We start from the raw sequence: 15,648 nt of genomic DNA, 5'->3' as shown, positions 1-15,648 counted from the left end.
TCGATAAAAAACCGCTCCCTGTCCCTACAAAAATATAAAAGGATCAATCATGCCTGAAATACGTCAGCGTATTCTGGAGAATATGCAAAAATTCTCCCGGGCCATGATCGGCGCCGTATTGTTCTTGCCGGTCATTGGTTTAATTCTGGCCCTCAGTTCAGTATTAACTAATCCGACATTAATTGCTGAAACCAGTTTCCTGCACCAGCTTGGGCAAATGCTCGGCGACACCTTTTGGCCTTTATTTGGCAACCTTGGCTTATTATTTTGCGTCGGCATTAGCTATGGTCTGGCAAAAGATAAAAAAACCGAAGTCGCGCTGGTTGCGGTGATGTGCTTCATTATGTTTCTTGGCGCCAACCACTCCTGGCTGGAACACACTCACGGACTCGCCGAAAAAATTAACGGTGAATATTATGGCACCGGGCAAACCCAGCTGCTGGGCTTTGTGGTGGTGGATATGGGCGTTTTCCTTGGCATTATTCTCGGCTGCACCATCGCATGGGTGCACAATAAAGTCTCTACCATTGACCTGCCCGGCGCGCTGTCGATGTACGGCGGCGCCAAGCTGACGCTGGTGGCGATGACGCCGGTGGTTATCTTCTACGCCATCGCCTTTACCTGGATTTGGCCGTTTATGACCCACGGCATCTCCGCCCTCACCGGCTTTATGAAAAATGCCGGGGTCGCTGGGGTCTTCGTCTATGGTTTCTTTGAAAAATTTCTTATCCCGACCGGCCTGCACCATTTTGTCTGGTCCCCCTTCCAGCTCACCCAGATTGGCGGCACCCTGAACGTGGACGGCCAGGTGGTCTCCGGTACCCAGGCCATTTTCCTCGCCTATATGCGCCACCCGGATCTGACCCCGGTGATGAATGAGGCCCTACGCTTCTCACAGCAAGGGATGACCACCATCTTCGGCCTCGCCGGCGCCTCGCTGGCGTTCTACCACACCGCGAAGCCGGAGAAAAAAGTAATGGCTAAGGCGATTCTGCTGCCGGCGATTATCACCTCCATGCTGACCGGCATCACCGAGCCGATTGAGTTCACCTTTTTGTTTGTCTCGCCGCTGCTGTGGGTGATCCATGCGACGTTAACCGCCGCCTCGCAGGCCATTTGCGACCTCTTCACCGTACGCCCCTGGGGCGCATCGGGCCTGATCGAATTTCTGATCTATAACCTGCCGCTGCCGGTCTCCTTAACGCGCTGGCCGGGATATGTCCTTATCGGGATCGGCCAGTTCGCCGTCTACTACGTGATTTTCCGCACCCTGGTGGTGAGGCTGAATCTGAAAACACCGGGCCGGGAAGATGACGAGAGCGTGAAGCTCTACAGCAAAGCGGAGTACCGCCAGAAAGTCGCGCAGCCGCAGTCGGTTACCGATGACATTATCCGCGGCCTCGGGGGCAAGGAGAATATTCTCTCCGTCGATAATTGTTTTACTCGTCTGCGCGTAGCCGTGCGCGATATGGCGCAAGTTGATGACGCGCAATTAAAAAATACCGGCGCCAACGGCGTGGTGCGCAATCGTAATGAAGTTCAGGTTATTTATGGCGTAAAAGTGGGACAGGTACGTTCCCGGGTTGATAACTGGTTAGCAGAAAATTAATGAGGAGTTTGTATGAAATTAACCGTATTAGGCGGGGGCGGCGTTCGCTCTGCATTTTTAGCGAAATCTCTGGCCTATAATGCTCACCGCATTGGTTTAACGGAGGTGGTTTTTCTCGATAACTCTGCGGATAATCTGGCGATATTCGGCGAAATCGCCCGCTATGTATTTACGACCATTCGCCCGGATATTCATTTCACGACCACCACCGACCCGGTCGCGGCGCTGCAAAACGCCAATTATATTATTACCACCCTGCGGGTCGGCGGCGATGAAAGCCGCATTCGCGACGAGCGCATTGCGCTGCAACATAACACCCTCGGCCAGGAGACCACCGGCGCCGGCGGCTTCGCGATGGCCATGCGCTCGATCCCGGCGATCCTCGACTATTGCCGGCTGATCGAGGCCCATGCCGCCGAAGACGCCATTCTGTTTAACTTTACCAACCCGTCAGGCCTGGTGACGGAAGCGATCGTCAAGTCCGGCTTTAAGCGTCGGGTCTATGGGATCTGCGATGCGCCTTCCGAGCTGATTCGTGAACTGCCGGCGATCCTCGGCTGTGAGGAGCGCGACCTGAGCGTGGAATGCTATGGGCTGAACCATTTCTCCTGGTTTACCCACTTCACCGTGCGCGGGGAAGCGGTGACCGAGCGGCTGATCGCCAGCCCGGCGCTGTACCAGAAGACCGCGATGCAGTACTTCTCACCCGAGCTGGTGCGGCTGTGCGATAACCAGTTACTCAACGAATATCTCTATTATTACTACTATCGCGATGAGGCGCTGAAGGCGATTCAGGGGGCAGGCGAAACGCGCGGGGAGCAAATCGCCCGTATCAATCAGGAGATGCGCCAGGCGCTGCGCACCGTGGATGCCAGAACGCAGCCGGAAGCCGCCTTCAATATCTGGATGCAGCACTACCTGCGCCGGGAAAACAGCTATATGCAGAACGAATCCCGGCAGGAGAAATTTCATACCCGCGAGCCGCTGACGCTGCGGCAGTTTATCGAAGAGCCGGACACCGGCGGCTATGCCGGGGTGGCGCTGGATATTCTGGAAGCGGTGAACAGCACCACCACCAAGCGGATCGTGGTGTCGATCCAGAATAATGGCACGCTCGACTTTTTGCGCCCTGACGACGTGATTGAGATCAGCTGCGACCTGAGCCGGGAGGGCCTCAAGCCGGTCACGCCGACGAAGGTGCCGACGGCGCAGAAGAATATGATTTCCTGCGTGAAAGAGTATGAGCGGCTGGCGGTAGCGGCGATCCTGCAGCAGGATAAGTCGCTGGCGGTGCGGGCGCTGATGGCGCACCCGCTGATCGGTTCCTGGTCGCTGGCGAAAACCCTGGTCGAAGCTTATCTCGACGATAAGCAGTTCGCCGCCTGGCGGTAAATCACTGACCGGACCTGGAGGCGTAGGCCGGGTAAGGCGCAGCCGCCACCCGGCAACATGGTGGCGCGGCGCCTGATATATTGCCCGGCGGCACTGCGCTTAGCGGAGCTACCTATTGCCAGGTGCGCGGGTAAACCACATCTTCAGTAGCCGCTCAAAGCCTAGGATGCAGTAGCCGAAAAACGGGTTGCTCCAGTAAATATCATCGTCGAACTTCTGCGGATCGTGAATGATAAACGCCGTATCCGCAGCCTGCGCCAGCGGGCTCTGATAATCGCCGGTAAAGCAGACCAGGTTGATCTCCTTCCCCTCCATGGCCTTCACCCAGTTGAGCGCCGAGCTGCTGCGCCCGGATTTAGAAATGATCCAGATGGAGTCGAAGCGAGCGGCGTTTTTCTGCTCAAGGATTTCGTAATCCGGCCACAGCGCCAGGCTGGCATTCACCCCAGTGACGAGGAACTTGTTATAAATATACTGGGCAATCAACTGCGAAAAACCGCTGCCGTGGATCAGGACGCGCTGCTGCGCGAGGCTTGCCAGCAGCGGCGTCAGCGCCTCCGCCGGCTGAATGCTCATATAGTCGATATCGTTGGTGACATCGAGCTTCGGCATGGTGATATTGAACTTGATGAAATAGACCAGCTCCAGCCAGCCGCTGAACTTAAGCTTTTTCGCCAACCGCACCAGCGAGGAGGGATTACTGTAGCACTGCTCCGCCACGGCGCGGATCCCCAGGCGGATACACAGCTCCGGGTCGTTCTGGATAAAGCGCAGCACGGTCATTTCCGTTTTGCTTAGCTTCACGTCACGAAAGATATTTTCTAAGTCCATGGCGGGCTCCTCTCAGCGGCAGCATACGCTATCACCGTTCAGGAATAGCGTCTGCGGCCTGAGTCACCAGACTGAAATGAATGTTACTTTTTGTACAAAAATGGAATAAAAAAACCCTCTCCGCCGGAACGAGGGTGAACAAGGCGAGAATAATGGTGAGGGTGGCGCCGTCGCCCATGCCGTAGCCAATTTTCTCTTTGACGGACAAAACAGGATCTTTCATATGGGCACAATTCCCTTGGCGGCACCACAGATGGGTACCGGTTACATTTTTTATCAGCCTTTGCCGCAGGAAGATGAATTAGGTCATTATCAGAATATGTTTCATGTATTTTGCGATCGCGTTAGCCTGAAAAGAGTATGAAAAAGTGTAACTCATGGATTTTGAACGGATTTGTCTCAGACTGTTCTGCAAAGTCCAGTTTTAACAGTAAAAAAGTGCGTTCAGGTATGTGGTAAACGGCTGAAAGTAGCTATAATGCGCCCCGCCTCCATGTAGCAATCGAGGCGCGGAAGATCGTCATCTCCGGTGAGGTGGCTGGACTTCAAATCCAGTTGGGGCCGCCAGCGGTCCCGGGCAGGTTCAACTCCTGTGATCTTCCGCCAGTTTGCCTCTGCTCGCCCACAGCCACGCCCAACCAAACTGAGTCGCAAAACCCATCATCTCAGCCAATCATTTTCATCCAAACCCTGCGTTATTTTGTCTCCTGCAAACCCGTTACACTGGCGCAAAGGCCGCGTGCCGTTGCCAACCGAAACAGGAGAGCCATGATGACCCCCGAACTGAGACACTGTTTTTCCATTACCATCCAGGTTGATAAACCGGTGATAGTCTCCCGCAGTCCGCAGACCGGCAAGCGCCAGCTGATCCCGATTCTCGGCGGCAGCGTCTCGGGTCAACTGCGCGGCCACGTGCTGCCCGGCGGCGTCGATAGCCAGATTATCGGGCCCGACGGCACATGCAGGCTATCCGCCCGCTATGCCCTGCAGGTGGAGGAAGGGACGGTGTACGTGGAAAACAACGGTATCCGCCGGGTGCCGGCCCACTATCATGACCAACTGTTCGCCGACGATATGCGCTTTTTTAGCACTATTCCGCCGGAAGATATCTATTTTCGCACTGTCCCCACCTTCGAGGTGGATACCCCCGCGCTCAGCTGGCTAACCACCTCGCTGTTTATCTGCGCCGGCGGGCGTACTCAGGATGGGGTGATGCTCGATTTCTATCAGGTGGGCTGATTTTCACTTTCTGCATATAACTGTTATTGCCGTTAACCCGTTTTTCCCCTCCCGGCACCGGTCTACTATCGCGTCATCGCTTTATTCACCCGATTCACAGACCGGAGCAGTTATGAAAGCTATCGCCATTACTCAAGCCGCCGCTGACGGCGACAATATCCCTTTTTTAACCGAGATCGACCTGCCGGTCCCCTCCGCCCACGGGCGTGACCTGCTGGTTGCCGTGAAGGCGGTCTCGGTCAATCCGGTAGACACCAAAGTGCGCGCCGGCTTCCGGGGCGACACGCCGCGGGTGCTGGGCTGGGACGCCGTTGGCGTGGTGCAGTCCGTCGGCGAGGAAGTGACGCTGTTCGCGCCAGGCGATGAGGTCTGGTACGCCGGCGCCCTGGGCCGGGCCGGCAGCAACAGTGAATATCAGCTGGTGGATGAGCGCCTGGTGGCGCACAAACCGCGCACCCTCGATAACGCCTCCGCCGCCGCGCTGCCGCTGACGGCGATCACCGCCTGGGAGCTGCTGTTTCACCGTCTCGGCGTCGCGGAAGGCGGTAACGCGGGCGACACGCTGCTGATCGTCGGCGCGGCGGGCGGCGTGGGCTCGATCCTGACCCAGCTGGCCAGCAAACTGACCGCCATGACGGTGATCGGCACCGCTTCGCGTCCGGAGAGTCAACGGTGGGTCCGCGAGGCGGGCGCGCACCATGTTATCGATCACAGCAAGCCGCTCGCCGACGAGCTGGCGCGTATCGGCATCAACGCGGTGACCCATGTCGCCAGCCTGACCAACACCGACCAGCACTTCAATGCGCTGATTGACGCCCTCGCCCCGCAGGGCAAGCTGGCGCTGATTGATGATCCGGAGACCCTGGACGTGGTGCCGCTGAAAGCCAAAAGCCTCTCCCTGCACTGGGAATTTATGTTCACCCGCTCAATGTTTGAGACGGATGACATGATCGCCCAGCATCAGCTGCTGACCCGCGTGGCGGCCCTGATCGACAACCACACGATCAAAACCACCCTCGGCGAACACTACGGCGCCATCACTGCCGACAATCTGCAGAAAGCGCATCGCCAGCTGGAAACCGGACGCGCGGTGGGCAAGATTGTGCTGGAGGGATTTTAAGATGATAACCCTGCTCGCCGTGCTCAAGGCGAAACCAGGCCAAACGGACGCGCTGCGCCAGGCCCTGCAGAAGCTGCTCCTGCCGACAAGACAGGAGCCGGGTAATCTCGACTACGCGCTGTTCCAGCTGCGCGACGCGCCGGACACTTTCTACATGCGCGAAGCGTGGCGTGGGCAGGACGCCCTTGATGCGCATGTAGAGATGCCCTATTTTCAGGCGTTTGTTATGCAGATGGAGCGTCTGCTGGCTGAGCCGCTGCGGCTGGACTACCTGACGGCGATTGAGCCCTAAGCGGACCAGCAGGTGGGGGGCGACAAATCACGCCCTTCGCCTGCCAGGCTCAAAAATTGGCGGGAAGCGGTTGGGCGATAGTCATCAACACCCCGCGGTGGATAATAATATAACCGCCTTTGCGCAGCTCCGACAGAATCGACATAATGCGGCTACGCGACAGGTTGGTACGCCGCTGGATAAACCTTAATACATTGATCTGTCTACGATACGTCTCCGAATAGACCGCCAGCTCCATTAACAGGATGCGCACCATCTGGTAAGAGTCCACCCCCAGCAGCTCCTGCTCGCGCATGCTCAACACCATCAACCGCTGCGTCAGGATATGGGCCATCTCCTGCCACAGGTTTTTCTCATTCAGGATATTGACCGCGGCCTGATGCGCTATCCAGCGCCCGCTTAAATCCGTCTCAGCAAACAGAGAACAGTGGCGTTTATCCGGGAGCCCGTTAAACACGCCATAATTATCAATTAATCCCAATATTGCCGGGGCGAGGATCGTCGATATCACCAGTTGATTTTCCGCAAAGCAAACTGAAGCCACGCCTTCTTCGAGGAGAATGAAGCCGGATTCGCTTTGGGCCAAGGGAAAATGGTAATAGTTTGACTGCGCCAGTTCAAAAGGGGTGCTGACAGGCCGGAACGCGGATAATATGGATTCCACCGCAGGTAACGGTTTTGTCCGTCGTCCATAAAAAAAAGAGGGTAATGAGCGGGAATTCTGGCCGTTGGCGTCAGGTTTCGACATCGTGTTGTGTCATTAAGTCAGGTTGAAGGGCATGATTTTCAGCGGTAATAGTATCAACACGCGCAATCATGAATAAAAACCAAGTCGTTTCCATAATAAAAAGAGTGTAAGCATTATTATCGGCATAAGCGGTTTACCTCGATTTTCCATCACTAAAAAACAATAATTTTCGTAAATATTTATACGGCTTAGCCGCTTAAATGATAAACCTGTCTTATAAATTGCGACTCCGGCGACTCGCTCGCTTACGCCGTGCCTGATGCCGCTTTCCCCCTCGCATCTCTCTCAGTCCAGGCTACCCTTATCGATGCCACTGACCACCCGCATCCATCTCCCGCTCTATTCGATCAAGAGGTTTCGCTATGCTGATCAACGCTATAGGTACCTACTCCGCCAGCCAGCCGCTGGAATCAATGGCCATCACCCGCCGTGAACCGGGGCCGCAGGATGTGCAGATCGCCATCGCCTACTGCGGCGTCTGCCACTCCGATCTCCACCAGGCGCGATCGGAATGGGCGGGAACGCTCTATCCCTGCGTGCCGGGGCATGAAATTGTGGGCCGGGTCACCGCGGTCGGCGACGCTGTCTCGCGCTACGCCGTCGGCGATCTGGTGGGCGTCGGCTGCATGGTCGATAGCTGTCAACAGTGCGAGGAGTGCGCTGAGGGGCTGGAGAACTACTGCGACCATATGGTGCTGACCTACAACGGACCGACCCAGGACGCGCCGGGCCACACCCTGGGCGGCTATTCACAGCAGATCGTGGTTAAAGAACACTACGTGCTGCGGATAACCCATCCCGAAGCGCAGCTGGCCGCCGTCGCGCCGCTGCTGTGCGCCGGGATCACGACGTACTCGCCGCTGCGCCACTGGCACGCCGGGCCGGGTAAAAAAGTCGGCGTGGTCGGCATCGGCGGCCTTGGGCATATGGGAATCAAGTTGGCCCACGCCATGGGGGCTCACGTGGTGGCCTTTACCACCTCCGAATCCAAGCGTAATGCGGCCAGAGCGCTGGGCGCCGATGAGGTGGTGGTGTCGCGTAACGAAGACGAAATGGCGGCCCACGTCAAAAGCTTCGATTTCATCCTCAACACCGTGGCGGCGCCGCATAATCTCGATGCCTTCACCACGCTGCTGAAGCGCGATGGCACCATGACGCTGGTGGGCGCTCCGGCCACGCCGCATCCGTCGCCGGAAGTGTTCAATCTGATCATCCGCCGCCGGTCGATTGCCGGGTCGATGATTGGCGGGATCGCGGAAACTCAGGAGATGCTCGACTTCTGCGCTGAACACGGCATCGTCGCCGATATCGAACTGATCCGCGGCGATGAGATCAACGAAGCCTGGGAAAGAATGGTCAAGGGTGACGTGAAATACCGCTTCGTGATCGACAGCGCGACCCTCGCCGGCTAAGCGCCGCGGCGAAAGGTACGCCGCCATTCGGTCGGACTGACGCCAAAGCGCGCTTTAAACTGCTGACGCCAGGTGACGGCAGAGAGATAACCCACCGCCTCCGCCACCTGCTCAACCGGCAGATCGCCCGCCTCAAGCAGGCTCTGGCTGCGGCGCAGGCGTTCGGCGGTCAGCCAGTCGGTAATGCTCATCCCGGTCGCCCGGGCGAAGTGGCGGGTCAGGCTGCGGCGGCTCATCGCCACCACCCGGGCCAGCGAATCGAGATTATGCGGCTCGGCAATATGCTGCTGCAGATAATCCAGCAGGCAGTTGATTCGCGCATCGCGGGTGTTTTTCGGCACCGGCTGGGCGATGAACTGCGCCTGGCCGCCCTCGCGGTGAGGTGAAACAATCAGCCGCCGGGCGATCTGGTTGGCCGCGAGGCTGCCGAAACGCTGGCGGATGATGTAGAGGCAACAGTCCAGCGCCGCCGCGGTGCCCGCCGAAGTAATGATCCGCTGGTCGTCGACATACAGGGCGTTGATATCCAGCCGCACCTGCGGAAACCGACGCTGAAAATCCTGCTCAAACTCCCAGTGGGTCGCCGCGCGTTTCCCGTCCAGCAGCCCGGCGTAGCCCAGGACGAACGCGCCGAGGCACAGACCGACGATTTCCGCGCCGTTATTCCGGGCCCGCACCAGGCTATCAAGCAGCGCCTGCGGCGGGCGCCGGTCAACCTCGCCCCAGTAAGGCACCACCACGATATCCGCCTGTTCCAGCACGGCGAAATCGCCGCTGGCGTACAGCGCAAAGCCGTCGCGGGCGCGCAGTAGCCCCGGCCGCTCGGCGCAAATGTGCAGGTTAAAGCGTTTGCTTTCAGAGACAGAATCGCCAAACAGCATGCAGGGAACGGCGTAATGAAACGGGCTAAAGCCCTCTACGGCAACAATCGCCACGTCGGTGAGTTTCATCGTTCCTTCCCCTTGCGCACGTTAATAAACCACGGTTTCCCCATCCTGCGGGATACACACTACCTCGGCTATCTGATTATCCAGCGCATACTGGCGCATCTCTTCCCGGCTCACCAGGCAGTGGTTGACCGCTTCCAGGTGAATCGCCATGATTTTCGCTTCCGGCAGGGTGAAGTGTACGTTCAGGAGATCCTCTTTGCCCATGATAATCGGGCCAAAGCCGATGACGTGGGCGTAGCCGGCGTTGAGGACCACCACGTCCGGGCGCAGCTTCAGCAGGTCGGCTGCAATTTCATCACGCCAGATGGTATCCCCCACCAGCCACAGCGTCTTCTCCTGCGGATGGCGAAACAGCACGCCGCAGGCCTCGCCCAGGCGTTCGGCCATCGCCGGCACCGCGTAGGTGCGATCGCTGCCGTGCTGGCCGGAGGTGGTTTTCAGCAGGCGCACGCCGGCAAATTCGCTGTCTGCCGTCAGCAGGCGGATATCCTGGAAACCCTGGCTGCGCAGCAACGCGCCGTCGGCTTCGTGCTGGACGAACACCGGCAGGGTTTTCGGGATCGCGGCGATCGCCGCCTCGTCCCAGTGATCGTCATGGGTATGGGTGACGATCACCGCGTCAACGTCGATGATTTTATCGCGGGAAAAAGGCAGCGCCACCAGCGGGTTGCGCAGCTCGCTGCGCGCGGTGCCAGGAAAACCCGGCCAGGCGCCCTTGTCCGCCAGCATCGGATCGATCAGAAACTTTTTCCCGGCGTATTCAATAATCTGGGTCGCGTTACGGATATGGGTGATGTTCATGTTGGCGTTCCTCAGGGGGGTGATTTGACGAACATCGTACTGAGTACCAGCCTGGCGCAATAGGGGCATTTGGGCAAGGATCGATGAAATCGGGCCAACCTGCGGCGATTGCTATCCGCCTCCGGCTATGTTGTTCTGAAGGCTCCATTTTTGACAGGAGTGGCAGGATGAAGAAAAAACTGACCGCCGCCGATATGCACGACCCGCAGGTCATCGCCGAGACGCCGTGGTTCAGCATGCGCAAGGTGGGTATTGATATCGCCCCCGGCGAGCGCCGCGACTTTTACGCCATTCACTATCCGCGCCCGGCGGTGGGGATTGTGGCTATCCAGGATGACAAAGTGCTGCTGATTCGCCACTACCGCTACCTGATCGACAAGGTGGTGTGGGCCATTCCGTCAGGCGGCGTTGACGAAGGGGAAGATCCGGCGGCGGCCGCGCTGCGCGAGCTGCGGGAAGAGACCGGCTGGCAGGCGCAACGCGTCGAGGAGATCATGCGCTTCAACCCCTCCTACGGCAGCAGCGACCAGCTGTTTATCACCTGGCTGGCCACCGGTTTACGCTGGGTGGGGATGGATGCGGATCAGGATGAAGTGATGGAAACCGGCTGGTTTACCTTTGAGGAGATAAACCAGCTGATCGCCCGCGGCGAAATGCCGGACGGGCTGTCGCTGGTGCCGCTGCTGCAATTGATGGCGCAACCGCGCACCGGGCAGGCTACGGCTTAAGCATCCGCCAGCGGAACCACAGCTGGGCAACCAGGATCAGTACGCCGCCGATAATCTTCTGCAGCGGCAGCTGTTCGCCATACCACAGCGCGGCGGCAATGACCGTCAGCAGCGGTTCGAGCACCATAATGATCGCCGCGCTGGCCACCGCCGCGTACTTCTGCCCCTTCATCTGCAGACCGAAGCGCAGGCTGGTGGCGATGACAATGCTGGCCACCAGCCAGCCGAAGGTCGGCAGGGTCATCGGCTGGTCCCAGCGTTCAACGGCAGCGGAGAGGGTCAACCCGACGATACCCGTGATCGCCAGCTGGACGGTGGTCAGGGGGATCAGCGGTACTTCACGCGCGCAGCGGCTGGTGTAACAGAACCAGATGGACTGCACCAGCGCCGTCAGCAAAAACCAGCCCTGGCTGGGATGGAAGACTATCGGCATGTGCAGGCTGAGCAGGCCCAGGCCCACCACCGCGATCGGCAGGCACTCCCACCAGGCCCGCGGCGGACGCACCTTCATCATCACCCACGCGGTCAGCGGGACGAACATCATCGACAGGCTCATGATAAACGCCCCTTCGCCGAGCGACGCCGTCGTGGAGACCGAGTAGATCCACAGGCAGAGGTTGAGCGCAAACCATAGCCCGCTGATGATGAGCTTTGGCCAGTGCTGCTTTTGCGGGCGAAACCCGCGGCAAAACGGCAGCAGCAGCAGCGCGGCGAAGAAAAAGCGCAGCCCAAGGAACGCGAATACCGGCATGCCGGCGATCGCCTCGCGGGAAAAAATCCAGCCGCAGGCGGCAATCACCGTCGCGGCAATCAGCAGCAGATCGGCCTGCCGTTGGCGTACCATACGCGCCTCTCCCTGTAAGTTGGCTTACCAGCCCGGCACCGCGCCGCCGTTGAAGATAGTCTCTGCCGCCTTCGCCACCTCCGGCGACTGGTACGACTGCATAAACTCCTTCACGTTTTCCGCGTCTTTATTGTCTTCACGGGTCACGATGATGTTCACGTAGGGCGAGTTTTTATCTTCGATAAAGATGCCATCGCGAACCGGCGACAGCCCGGTTTGCTGCAGGTAGGTGGTGCTGATGATGGCCACGTCGACTTTAGGATCGTCGAGTACGCGCGGCAGTTGCGCCCCTTCCAGCTCCATAATTTTCAGATGATGCGGGTTGTCGGTGATATCCACCGCCGTCGGCAGCAGGCCGGTACCGGCTTTGAGGGTAATCAGCTTCTCTTTTTGCAGCAGCAGCAGCGCCCGCCCGAGGTTGGTCGGATCGTTGGGGATAGCGATCGTCGCGCCGTCTTTCAGTTCGGCGACTGACTTTATCTTGCGCGAATAGCCGGCCATCGGGAAGACGAAGGTATTGCCTACCGCCACCAGATGGTAGTTATGCGCTTTGTTGTCCTGCTCAAGGAAAGGCCGATGCTGGAAGACGTTGGCGTCCAGATCCCCGGCGTTGGTCGATTCGTTAGGCAACAGCGAGCCGCTGAACCCCACCAGCTCAACCTCCAGACCATACTTCTCTTTGGCCACTTTCTTCGCCACTTCCGCCACATCCTGTTCAGCGCCGTTAATCACGCCGACCTTAATGTGCTTCGCTTCATTACCCTTTTGGTCGCAGCCGACCAGCGCCAGACCCGCCAGCATTACCGCGGCGGCGGCACGTAAACGTAATCTCATCCTCTTCACCCTGTCCGTCCTGACTGTCGTTGTTTTTTTCGTGCAAAACTATAGCGACTTTCGGGTGGGGTAATAAACAGCAAACCACGCAACCGGAAATAAAATCATCTTCGTCAGGCGCGAAGCGCTAGCCCCGTCGCCACTCGCCCGGCGTCACGCCATAGCGCATTTTGAAGCGCTTCGAGAAGGACGCCAGCGACTGAAAGCCGCAGCGTTCGGCAATGACCTCGAGGTTGGTCTGACGCTCCAGGCGCAGCAGCCGGGCGGCCAGCGCCATTCGCAGCTGCGACAGCCACGCCTGCGGCGTCAGGTGATAAACGCGGGCAAAATGGCGGGCAAAGGTGGCCCGCGACAGAAAGGCGCGGGCGGCCATGGTTTCCAGCGTCCACGGCTGCTCCGGGGTCGCCATCACCGCCAGCACCGCCGGCATCAGGCGCTCATCGCTCATCAGACGCAGCAGCCCGCCTGGCGGCTGCTGCTCGCCAAGCAGCATGCGCAGCAGCAGCACCAGCAGCGTATCGCCGAGGCTGCGCACGATAGCGCTGCCGCCGGGACGCTGCGCCAGACTTTCGCGGACCAGTATGTTAAGCAATGGCTGCAGCTCCGGGCAGTCTTCGCGCGCATCGGTATGGAGATGGATCAGCGTCGACGCCTCAGTGAACAGCCAGCTGACGTGCGGACCAAAATAGAATTCGCCGCACAGCATCTCCAGCGCCCCCTCCGCCGGGCCGGCGCGCATTTCCGTCACCGTGCCGTTAAAGCGATGCGCCACCGGCAGCACCTGGCCCCACTCCACCAGGCTCTCCATCAGGTGCGGCGAACCGTGCGGCAGAAGGACCACATCTCCCGCGCGCAGGTGATGGGTCTGGCCGCCGACGTTAAGCCGCCCCTCGCCGCGCAGCACCACGTGCCATGGCACCACGCCGCTGCGCATTTGCTGGTGCCCGGCCTGCCAGCGGCCGCCGAAGCGACAGTGCAGGTTCACTTCGCAGCGCGGCGCCAGCAGCGCCAGCAGATGACTGAGACTGTCCATGCTTCTCCTGAGACGATAAGACAAAAAGGTGAGACGAAGACCGCCAGTCTAGCATGCGGCAACCGCCTAAGATGACCCCAATGCCAACACACACCCTCGAAAACAACAGGAGTTAACCATGAGCCGTTTAGCTGATATCCGTGAACAAGACGCCACCGGCAAAGCCGCCGATATTTTCGCCGGGATCAAAAAAGCGATGGGCAAAGTGCCGAATGCCTACCTGACCATCGGCGGCCACTCGCCGGCCGCGCTGCAGCAGGCGCTGGCGCACAATGCGATGCTACATAAAGGCAGCCTCAGCGCCCAACAGCTGGAAGCCATTAACCTGTCGGTCAGCGAAGCCACCGGCTGTGACTACTGCCTGGCCGCACATACGCTGATGGCGAAAAAAGCCGGCTTCAGCAGCGAACAGATCCACGCCCTGCGCCGCGGGGAGTATGCGGAAGAGGCACAGCTTGATGCGCTGGTGAAATTTGCGCAGACGCTGGTGACCACCACCGGCACGCTGCCGGAAGCCGACGTCGCCGCGCTGCGCAACGCCGGTTTTAGCGACCAGCAGGTGATTGAGATTGTCAGCGCCATCAGCGCGATCCTGTTCACCAATATGGTGAACCGGGTTAACGACACGGTGGTCGACTTCCCGAAAGCCGATTAATCCGTCGCGCAGCGCCGGTTTTACAGCCCCAGGTCGCTGAGCCCCGGATGATCGTCCGGACGACGCCCCTGGGGCCAGTGGAACAGGCGCTCGCTTTCGGCGATCGGCAGGTCGTTGATGCAGGCGTAGCGCGTCTGCATCAGCCCGTGCTGATCAAACTCCCAGTTTTCATTGCCGTACGAGCGAAACCAGTTGCCGCTGTCGTCGCACCACTCATAGGCGAAACGCACGGCGATGCGATTTTCCTGCCATGCCCACAGCTCCTTAATCAGCCGATATTGCTGCTCCTTACGCCATTTTCGCTGCAGGAATTCGACAATTTGCCCCCTGCCGTGGACAAACTCGCTGCGGTTGCGCCATTCGCTGTCCATGGTGTAGGCCAGAGCGACCTTTTCGGCATCGCGGCTGTTCCAGCCATCTTCCGCGGCGCGGACCTTCTGGATAGCGCTGTCGCGGGTAAACGGCGGTAACGGGGGACGTTGTTCGGTCATGCTGACTCTCCTCTGCGGGCTAATTGCTGCTGCAGGCGCTGATTCTCCTGCTCCAGGTCATGAATACGTTGCTGCAGGTTCTGGCTGTACTCCGCCACCTGCTGCGCGCTGTAGCGCGGCGTAATGTGCTGCGGGCAGTTCCAGTCAAACGCCTGCAGATGAAAAAGAAACAGGCGCTCGATGCGGGCGCGATAGTTGGCCGGCGCCACCTGCGCCAGCAGCTGCGGGTGGTTCTCTGCCGCCACGACCTCGACGGTGGCGTAGATTTTCAGCCTGGCACGGCGCGGATAATCCATCAAAAACAGGCAGGCCCGGTCGCTGCCGCGCAGGTTGCCGGTGGTAATGTACTGACGGTTGCCGCCGAAATCCGCCATCGCCAGGGTGGTATCGTCCAGCAGATGCAGAAACCCCGGCGGGCCGCCGCGATGCTGAATGTAGGGCCAGCCGCTCTGCGACACCGTCGCCAGATAAAAGCTGTCGCGGGTGGCGATCATCCCCGCTTCGCTGTCGCCGAAGCGGTCGGCCTGGCAGCGACTATGCGGCGTTTGCCACAGCTGGTCGCTGCCCATTTCATGCTGCACATCCATCACGTCCGGGGTGATGGCGATATCGAGAAAGGTTGCTGCCATAGCGCCTCCTGTTGTCTGGCGCCATCATGGACTGTACTGT

At 59.2% G+C, this 15,648-nt stretch carries 18 protein-coding genes and 1 tRNA gene; 9 read left to right on the top strand and 10 right to left on the bottom strand.

Going from position 1 to position 15,648, the window contains the following annotated elements; translation table 11 throughout:
- The first annotated feature begins 49 nt into the window (after positions 1 to 49).
- Together ACOI7Z_RS12950 and ACOI7Z_RS12945 are read left to right on the top strand one after the other, a co-directional pair.
- On the top strand, positions 50 to 1,609 hold the full coding sequence (locus tag ACOI7Z_RS12950; RefSeq protein ID WP_048335589.1) for a PTS transporter subunit EIIC: 1,560 nt from the start codon (positions 50 to 52) through the stop codon (positions 1,607 to 1,609).
- Between the two features lie 12 nt (positions 1,610 to 1,621).
- Positions 1,622 to 3,001: a glycoside hydrolase gene (locus ACOI7Z_RS12945; protein ID WP_048335591.1), complete on the top strand. Its 1,380-nt coding sequence runs from the start codon at positions 1,622 to 1,624 to the stop codon at positions 2,999 to 3,001.
- 108 nt (positions 3,002 to 3,109) lie between these two features.
- On the opposite strand, the gene ACOI7Z_RS12940 is transcribed toward ACOI7Z_RS12945, so the two are convergent.
- Entirely contained in the window at positions 3,110 to 3,832 is a 723-nt protein-coding gene (locus ACOI7Z_RS12940; RefSeq protein ID WP_087848704.1) for a MurR/RpiR family transcriptional regulator, read from the bottom strand.
- Between the two features lie 31 nt (positions 3,833 to 3,863).
- Positions 3,864 to 4,055, bottom strand: a complete 192-nt coding sequence (locus tag ACOI7Z_RS12935) for a hypothetical protein (RefSeq protein WP_048335595.1) — start codon at positions 4,053 to 4,055, stop codon at positions 3,864 to 3,866.
- Positions 4,056 to 4,343: 288 nt separating this feature from the next.
- Here ACOI7Z_RS12935 and ACOI7Z_RS12930 point away from each other — a divergent pair.
- The 4 genes from ACOI7Z_RS12930 to ACOI7Z_RS12915 all read left to right on the top strand — a co-directional run bounded on the left by ACOI7Z_RS12930 (position 4,344) and on the right by ACOI7Z_RS12915 (position 6,483).
- Positions 4,344 to 4,438, top strand: a tRNA-Sec gene (locus tag ACOI7Z_RS12930).
- Positions 4,439 to 4,603: 165 nt separating this feature from the next.
- The gene (locus ACOI7Z_RS12925; protein WP_032454383.1) at positions 4,604 to 5,071 is read left to right on the top strand and encodes a DUF3237 domain-containing protein; all 468 of its coding nucleotides are present in this window, start codon (positions 4,604 to 4,606) and stop codon (positions 5,069 to 5,071) included.
- Between the two features lie 112 nt (positions 5,072 to 5,183).
- Entirely contained in the window at positions 5,184 to 6,191 is a 1,008-nt protein-coding gene (locus tag ACOI7Z_RS12920; protein WP_023291392.1) for a zinc-binding alcohol dehydrogenase family protein, read from the top strand.
- A 1-nt stretch (position 6,192) separates the two neighbouring features.
- Positions 6,193 to 6,483 (top strand): putative quinol monooxygenase, encoded by a 291-nt coding sequence (locus ACOI7Z_RS12915; protein ID WP_032454386.1) that lies wholly within the window; start codon positions 6,193 to 6,195, stop codon positions 6,481 to 6,483.
- 49 nt (positions 6,484 to 6,532) lie between these two features.
- On the opposite strand, the gene ACOI7Z_RS12910 is transcribed toward ACOI7Z_RS12915, so the two are convergent.
- Positions 6,533 to 7,231 (bottom strand): winged helix-turn-helix transcriptional regulator, encoded by a 699-nt coding sequence (locus ACOI7Z_RS12910; protein ID WP_023291394.1) that lies wholly within the window; start codon positions 7,229 to 7,231, stop codon positions 6,533 to 6,535.
- A gap of 362 nt (positions 7,232 to 7,593) precedes the next feature.
- On the opposite strand from ACOI7Z_RS12910, the gene ACOI7Z_RS12905 reads away from it, so the two are divergent.
- A complete protein-coding gene (locus tag ACOI7Z_RS12905; protein ID WP_044525064.1) occupies positions 7,594 to 8,643 on the top strand; it encodes an NAD(P)-dependent alcohol dehydrogenase in 1,050 nt (349 codons plus the stop codon).
- Here the strand turns inward: ACOI7Z_RS12905 and ACOI7Z_RS12900 are convergent.
- Together ACOI7Z_RS12900 and ACOI7Z_RS12895 are read right to left on the bottom strand one after the other, a co-directional pair.
- Positions 8,640 to 9,593 carry a GlxA family transcriptional regulator gene (locus ACOI7Z_RS12900; protein ID WP_086075622.1) on the bottom strand — a complete coding sequence of 318 codons (954 nt, stop codon included), beginning with the start codon at positions 9,591 to 9,593 and terminating at the stop codon, positions 8,640 to 8,642. The genes ACOI7Z_RS12905 and ACOI7Z_RS12900 overlap by 4 nt on opposite strands.
- A 21-nt stretch (positions 9,594 to 9,614) precedes the next feature.
- Positions 9,615 to 10,394 carry an MBL fold metallo-hydrolase gene (locus ACOI7Z_RS12895; RefSeq protein WP_023291397.1) on the bottom strand — a complete coding sequence of 260 codons (780 nt, stop codon included), beginning with the start codon at positions 10,392 to 10,394 and terminating at the stop codon, positions 9,615 to 9,617.
- Between the two features lie 167 nt (positions 10,395 to 10,561).
- Between ACOI7Z_RS12895 and ACOI7Z_RS12890 the strand changes: the two genes are divergently transcribed.
- Positions 10,562 to 11,122 (top strand): NUDIX hydrolase, encoded by a 561-nt coding sequence (locus ACOI7Z_RS12890; RefSeq protein WP_023291398.1) that lies wholly within the window; start codon positions 10,562 to 10,564, stop codon positions 11,120 to 11,122.
- Here the strand turns inward: ACOI7Z_RS12890 and ACOI7Z_RS12885 are convergent.
- The 3 genes from ACOI7Z_RS12885 to ACOI7Z_RS12875 all read right to left on the bottom strand — a co-directional run bounded on the left by ACOI7Z_RS12885 (position 11,112) and on the right by ACOI7Z_RS12875 (position 13,833).
- A complete protein-coding gene (locus tag ACOI7Z_RS12885; protein WP_023291399.1) occupies positions 11,112 to 11,966 on the bottom strand; it encodes a DMT family transporter in 855 nt (284 codons plus the stop codon). The two genes, ACOI7Z_RS12890 and ACOI7Z_RS12885, sit on opposite strands and share 11 nt — an antisense overlap.
- Before the next feature lie 24 nt (positions 11,967 to 11,990).
- Positions 11,991 to 12,800 (bottom strand): lipoprotein NlpA, encoded by an 810-nt coding sequence (nlpA, locus tag ACOI7Z_RS12880; RefSeq protein ID WP_023291400.1) that lies wholly within the window; start codon positions 12,798 to 12,800, stop codon positions 11,991 to 11,993.
- 127 nt (positions 12,801 to 12,927) lie between these two features.
- Complete coding sequence (locus ACOI7Z_RS12875) at positions 12,928 to 13,833, bottom strand: AraC family transcriptional regulator (RefSeq protein WP_023291401.1); 906 nt, start codon at positions 13,831 to 13,833, stop codon at positions 12,928 to 12,930.
- A gap of 118 nt (positions 13,834 to 13,951) precedes the next feature.
- On the opposite strand from ACOI7Z_RS12875, the gene ACOI7Z_RS12870 reads away from it, so the two are divergent.
- The gene (locus tag ACOI7Z_RS12870; RefSeq protein ID WP_087848706.1) at positions 13,952 to 14,488 is read left to right on the top strand and encodes a carboxymuconolactone decarboxylase family protein; all 537 of its coding nucleotides are present in this window, start codon (positions 13,952 to 13,954) and stop codon (positions 14,486 to 14,488) included.
- Between the two features lie 20 nt (positions 14,489 to 14,508).
- Here the strand turns inward: ACOI7Z_RS12870 and ACOI7Z_RS12865 are convergent, their stop codons facing one another.
- Together ACOI7Z_RS12865 and ACOI7Z_RS12860 are read right to left on the bottom strand one after the other, a co-directional pair.
- Positions 14,509 to 14,979, bottom strand: coding sequence for a DUF1348 family protein (locus tag ACOI7Z_RS12865; protein ID WP_023291403.1), 471 nt, complete (start codon positions 14,977 to 14,979; stop codon positions 14,509 to 14,511).
- Positions 14,976 to 15,608 (bottom strand): pyridoxamine 5'-phosphate oxidase family protein, encoded by a 633-nt coding sequence (locus ACOI7Z_RS12860; protein ID WP_087848707.1) that lies wholly within the window; start codon positions 15,606 to 15,608, stop codon positions 14,976 to 14,978. Before ACOI7Z_RS12860 ends, ACOI7Z_RS12865 begins: the two co-directional genes overlap by 4 nt.
- Between the last annotated feature and the right edge of the window lie 40 nt (positions 15,609 to 15,648).

Origin of the sequence: Klebsiella sp. C283 (assembly GCF_048822555.1) — a bacterium.
In the GTDB taxonomy this organism is placed as follows: domain Bacteria; phylum Pseudomonadota; class Gammaproteobacteria; order Enterobacterales; family Enterobacteriaceae; genus Klebsiella; species Klebsiella quasipneumoniae.
Note: the sequence above shows the minus strand (reverse complement) of the source record. Positions and strands in the feature narration are given on the sequence as shown.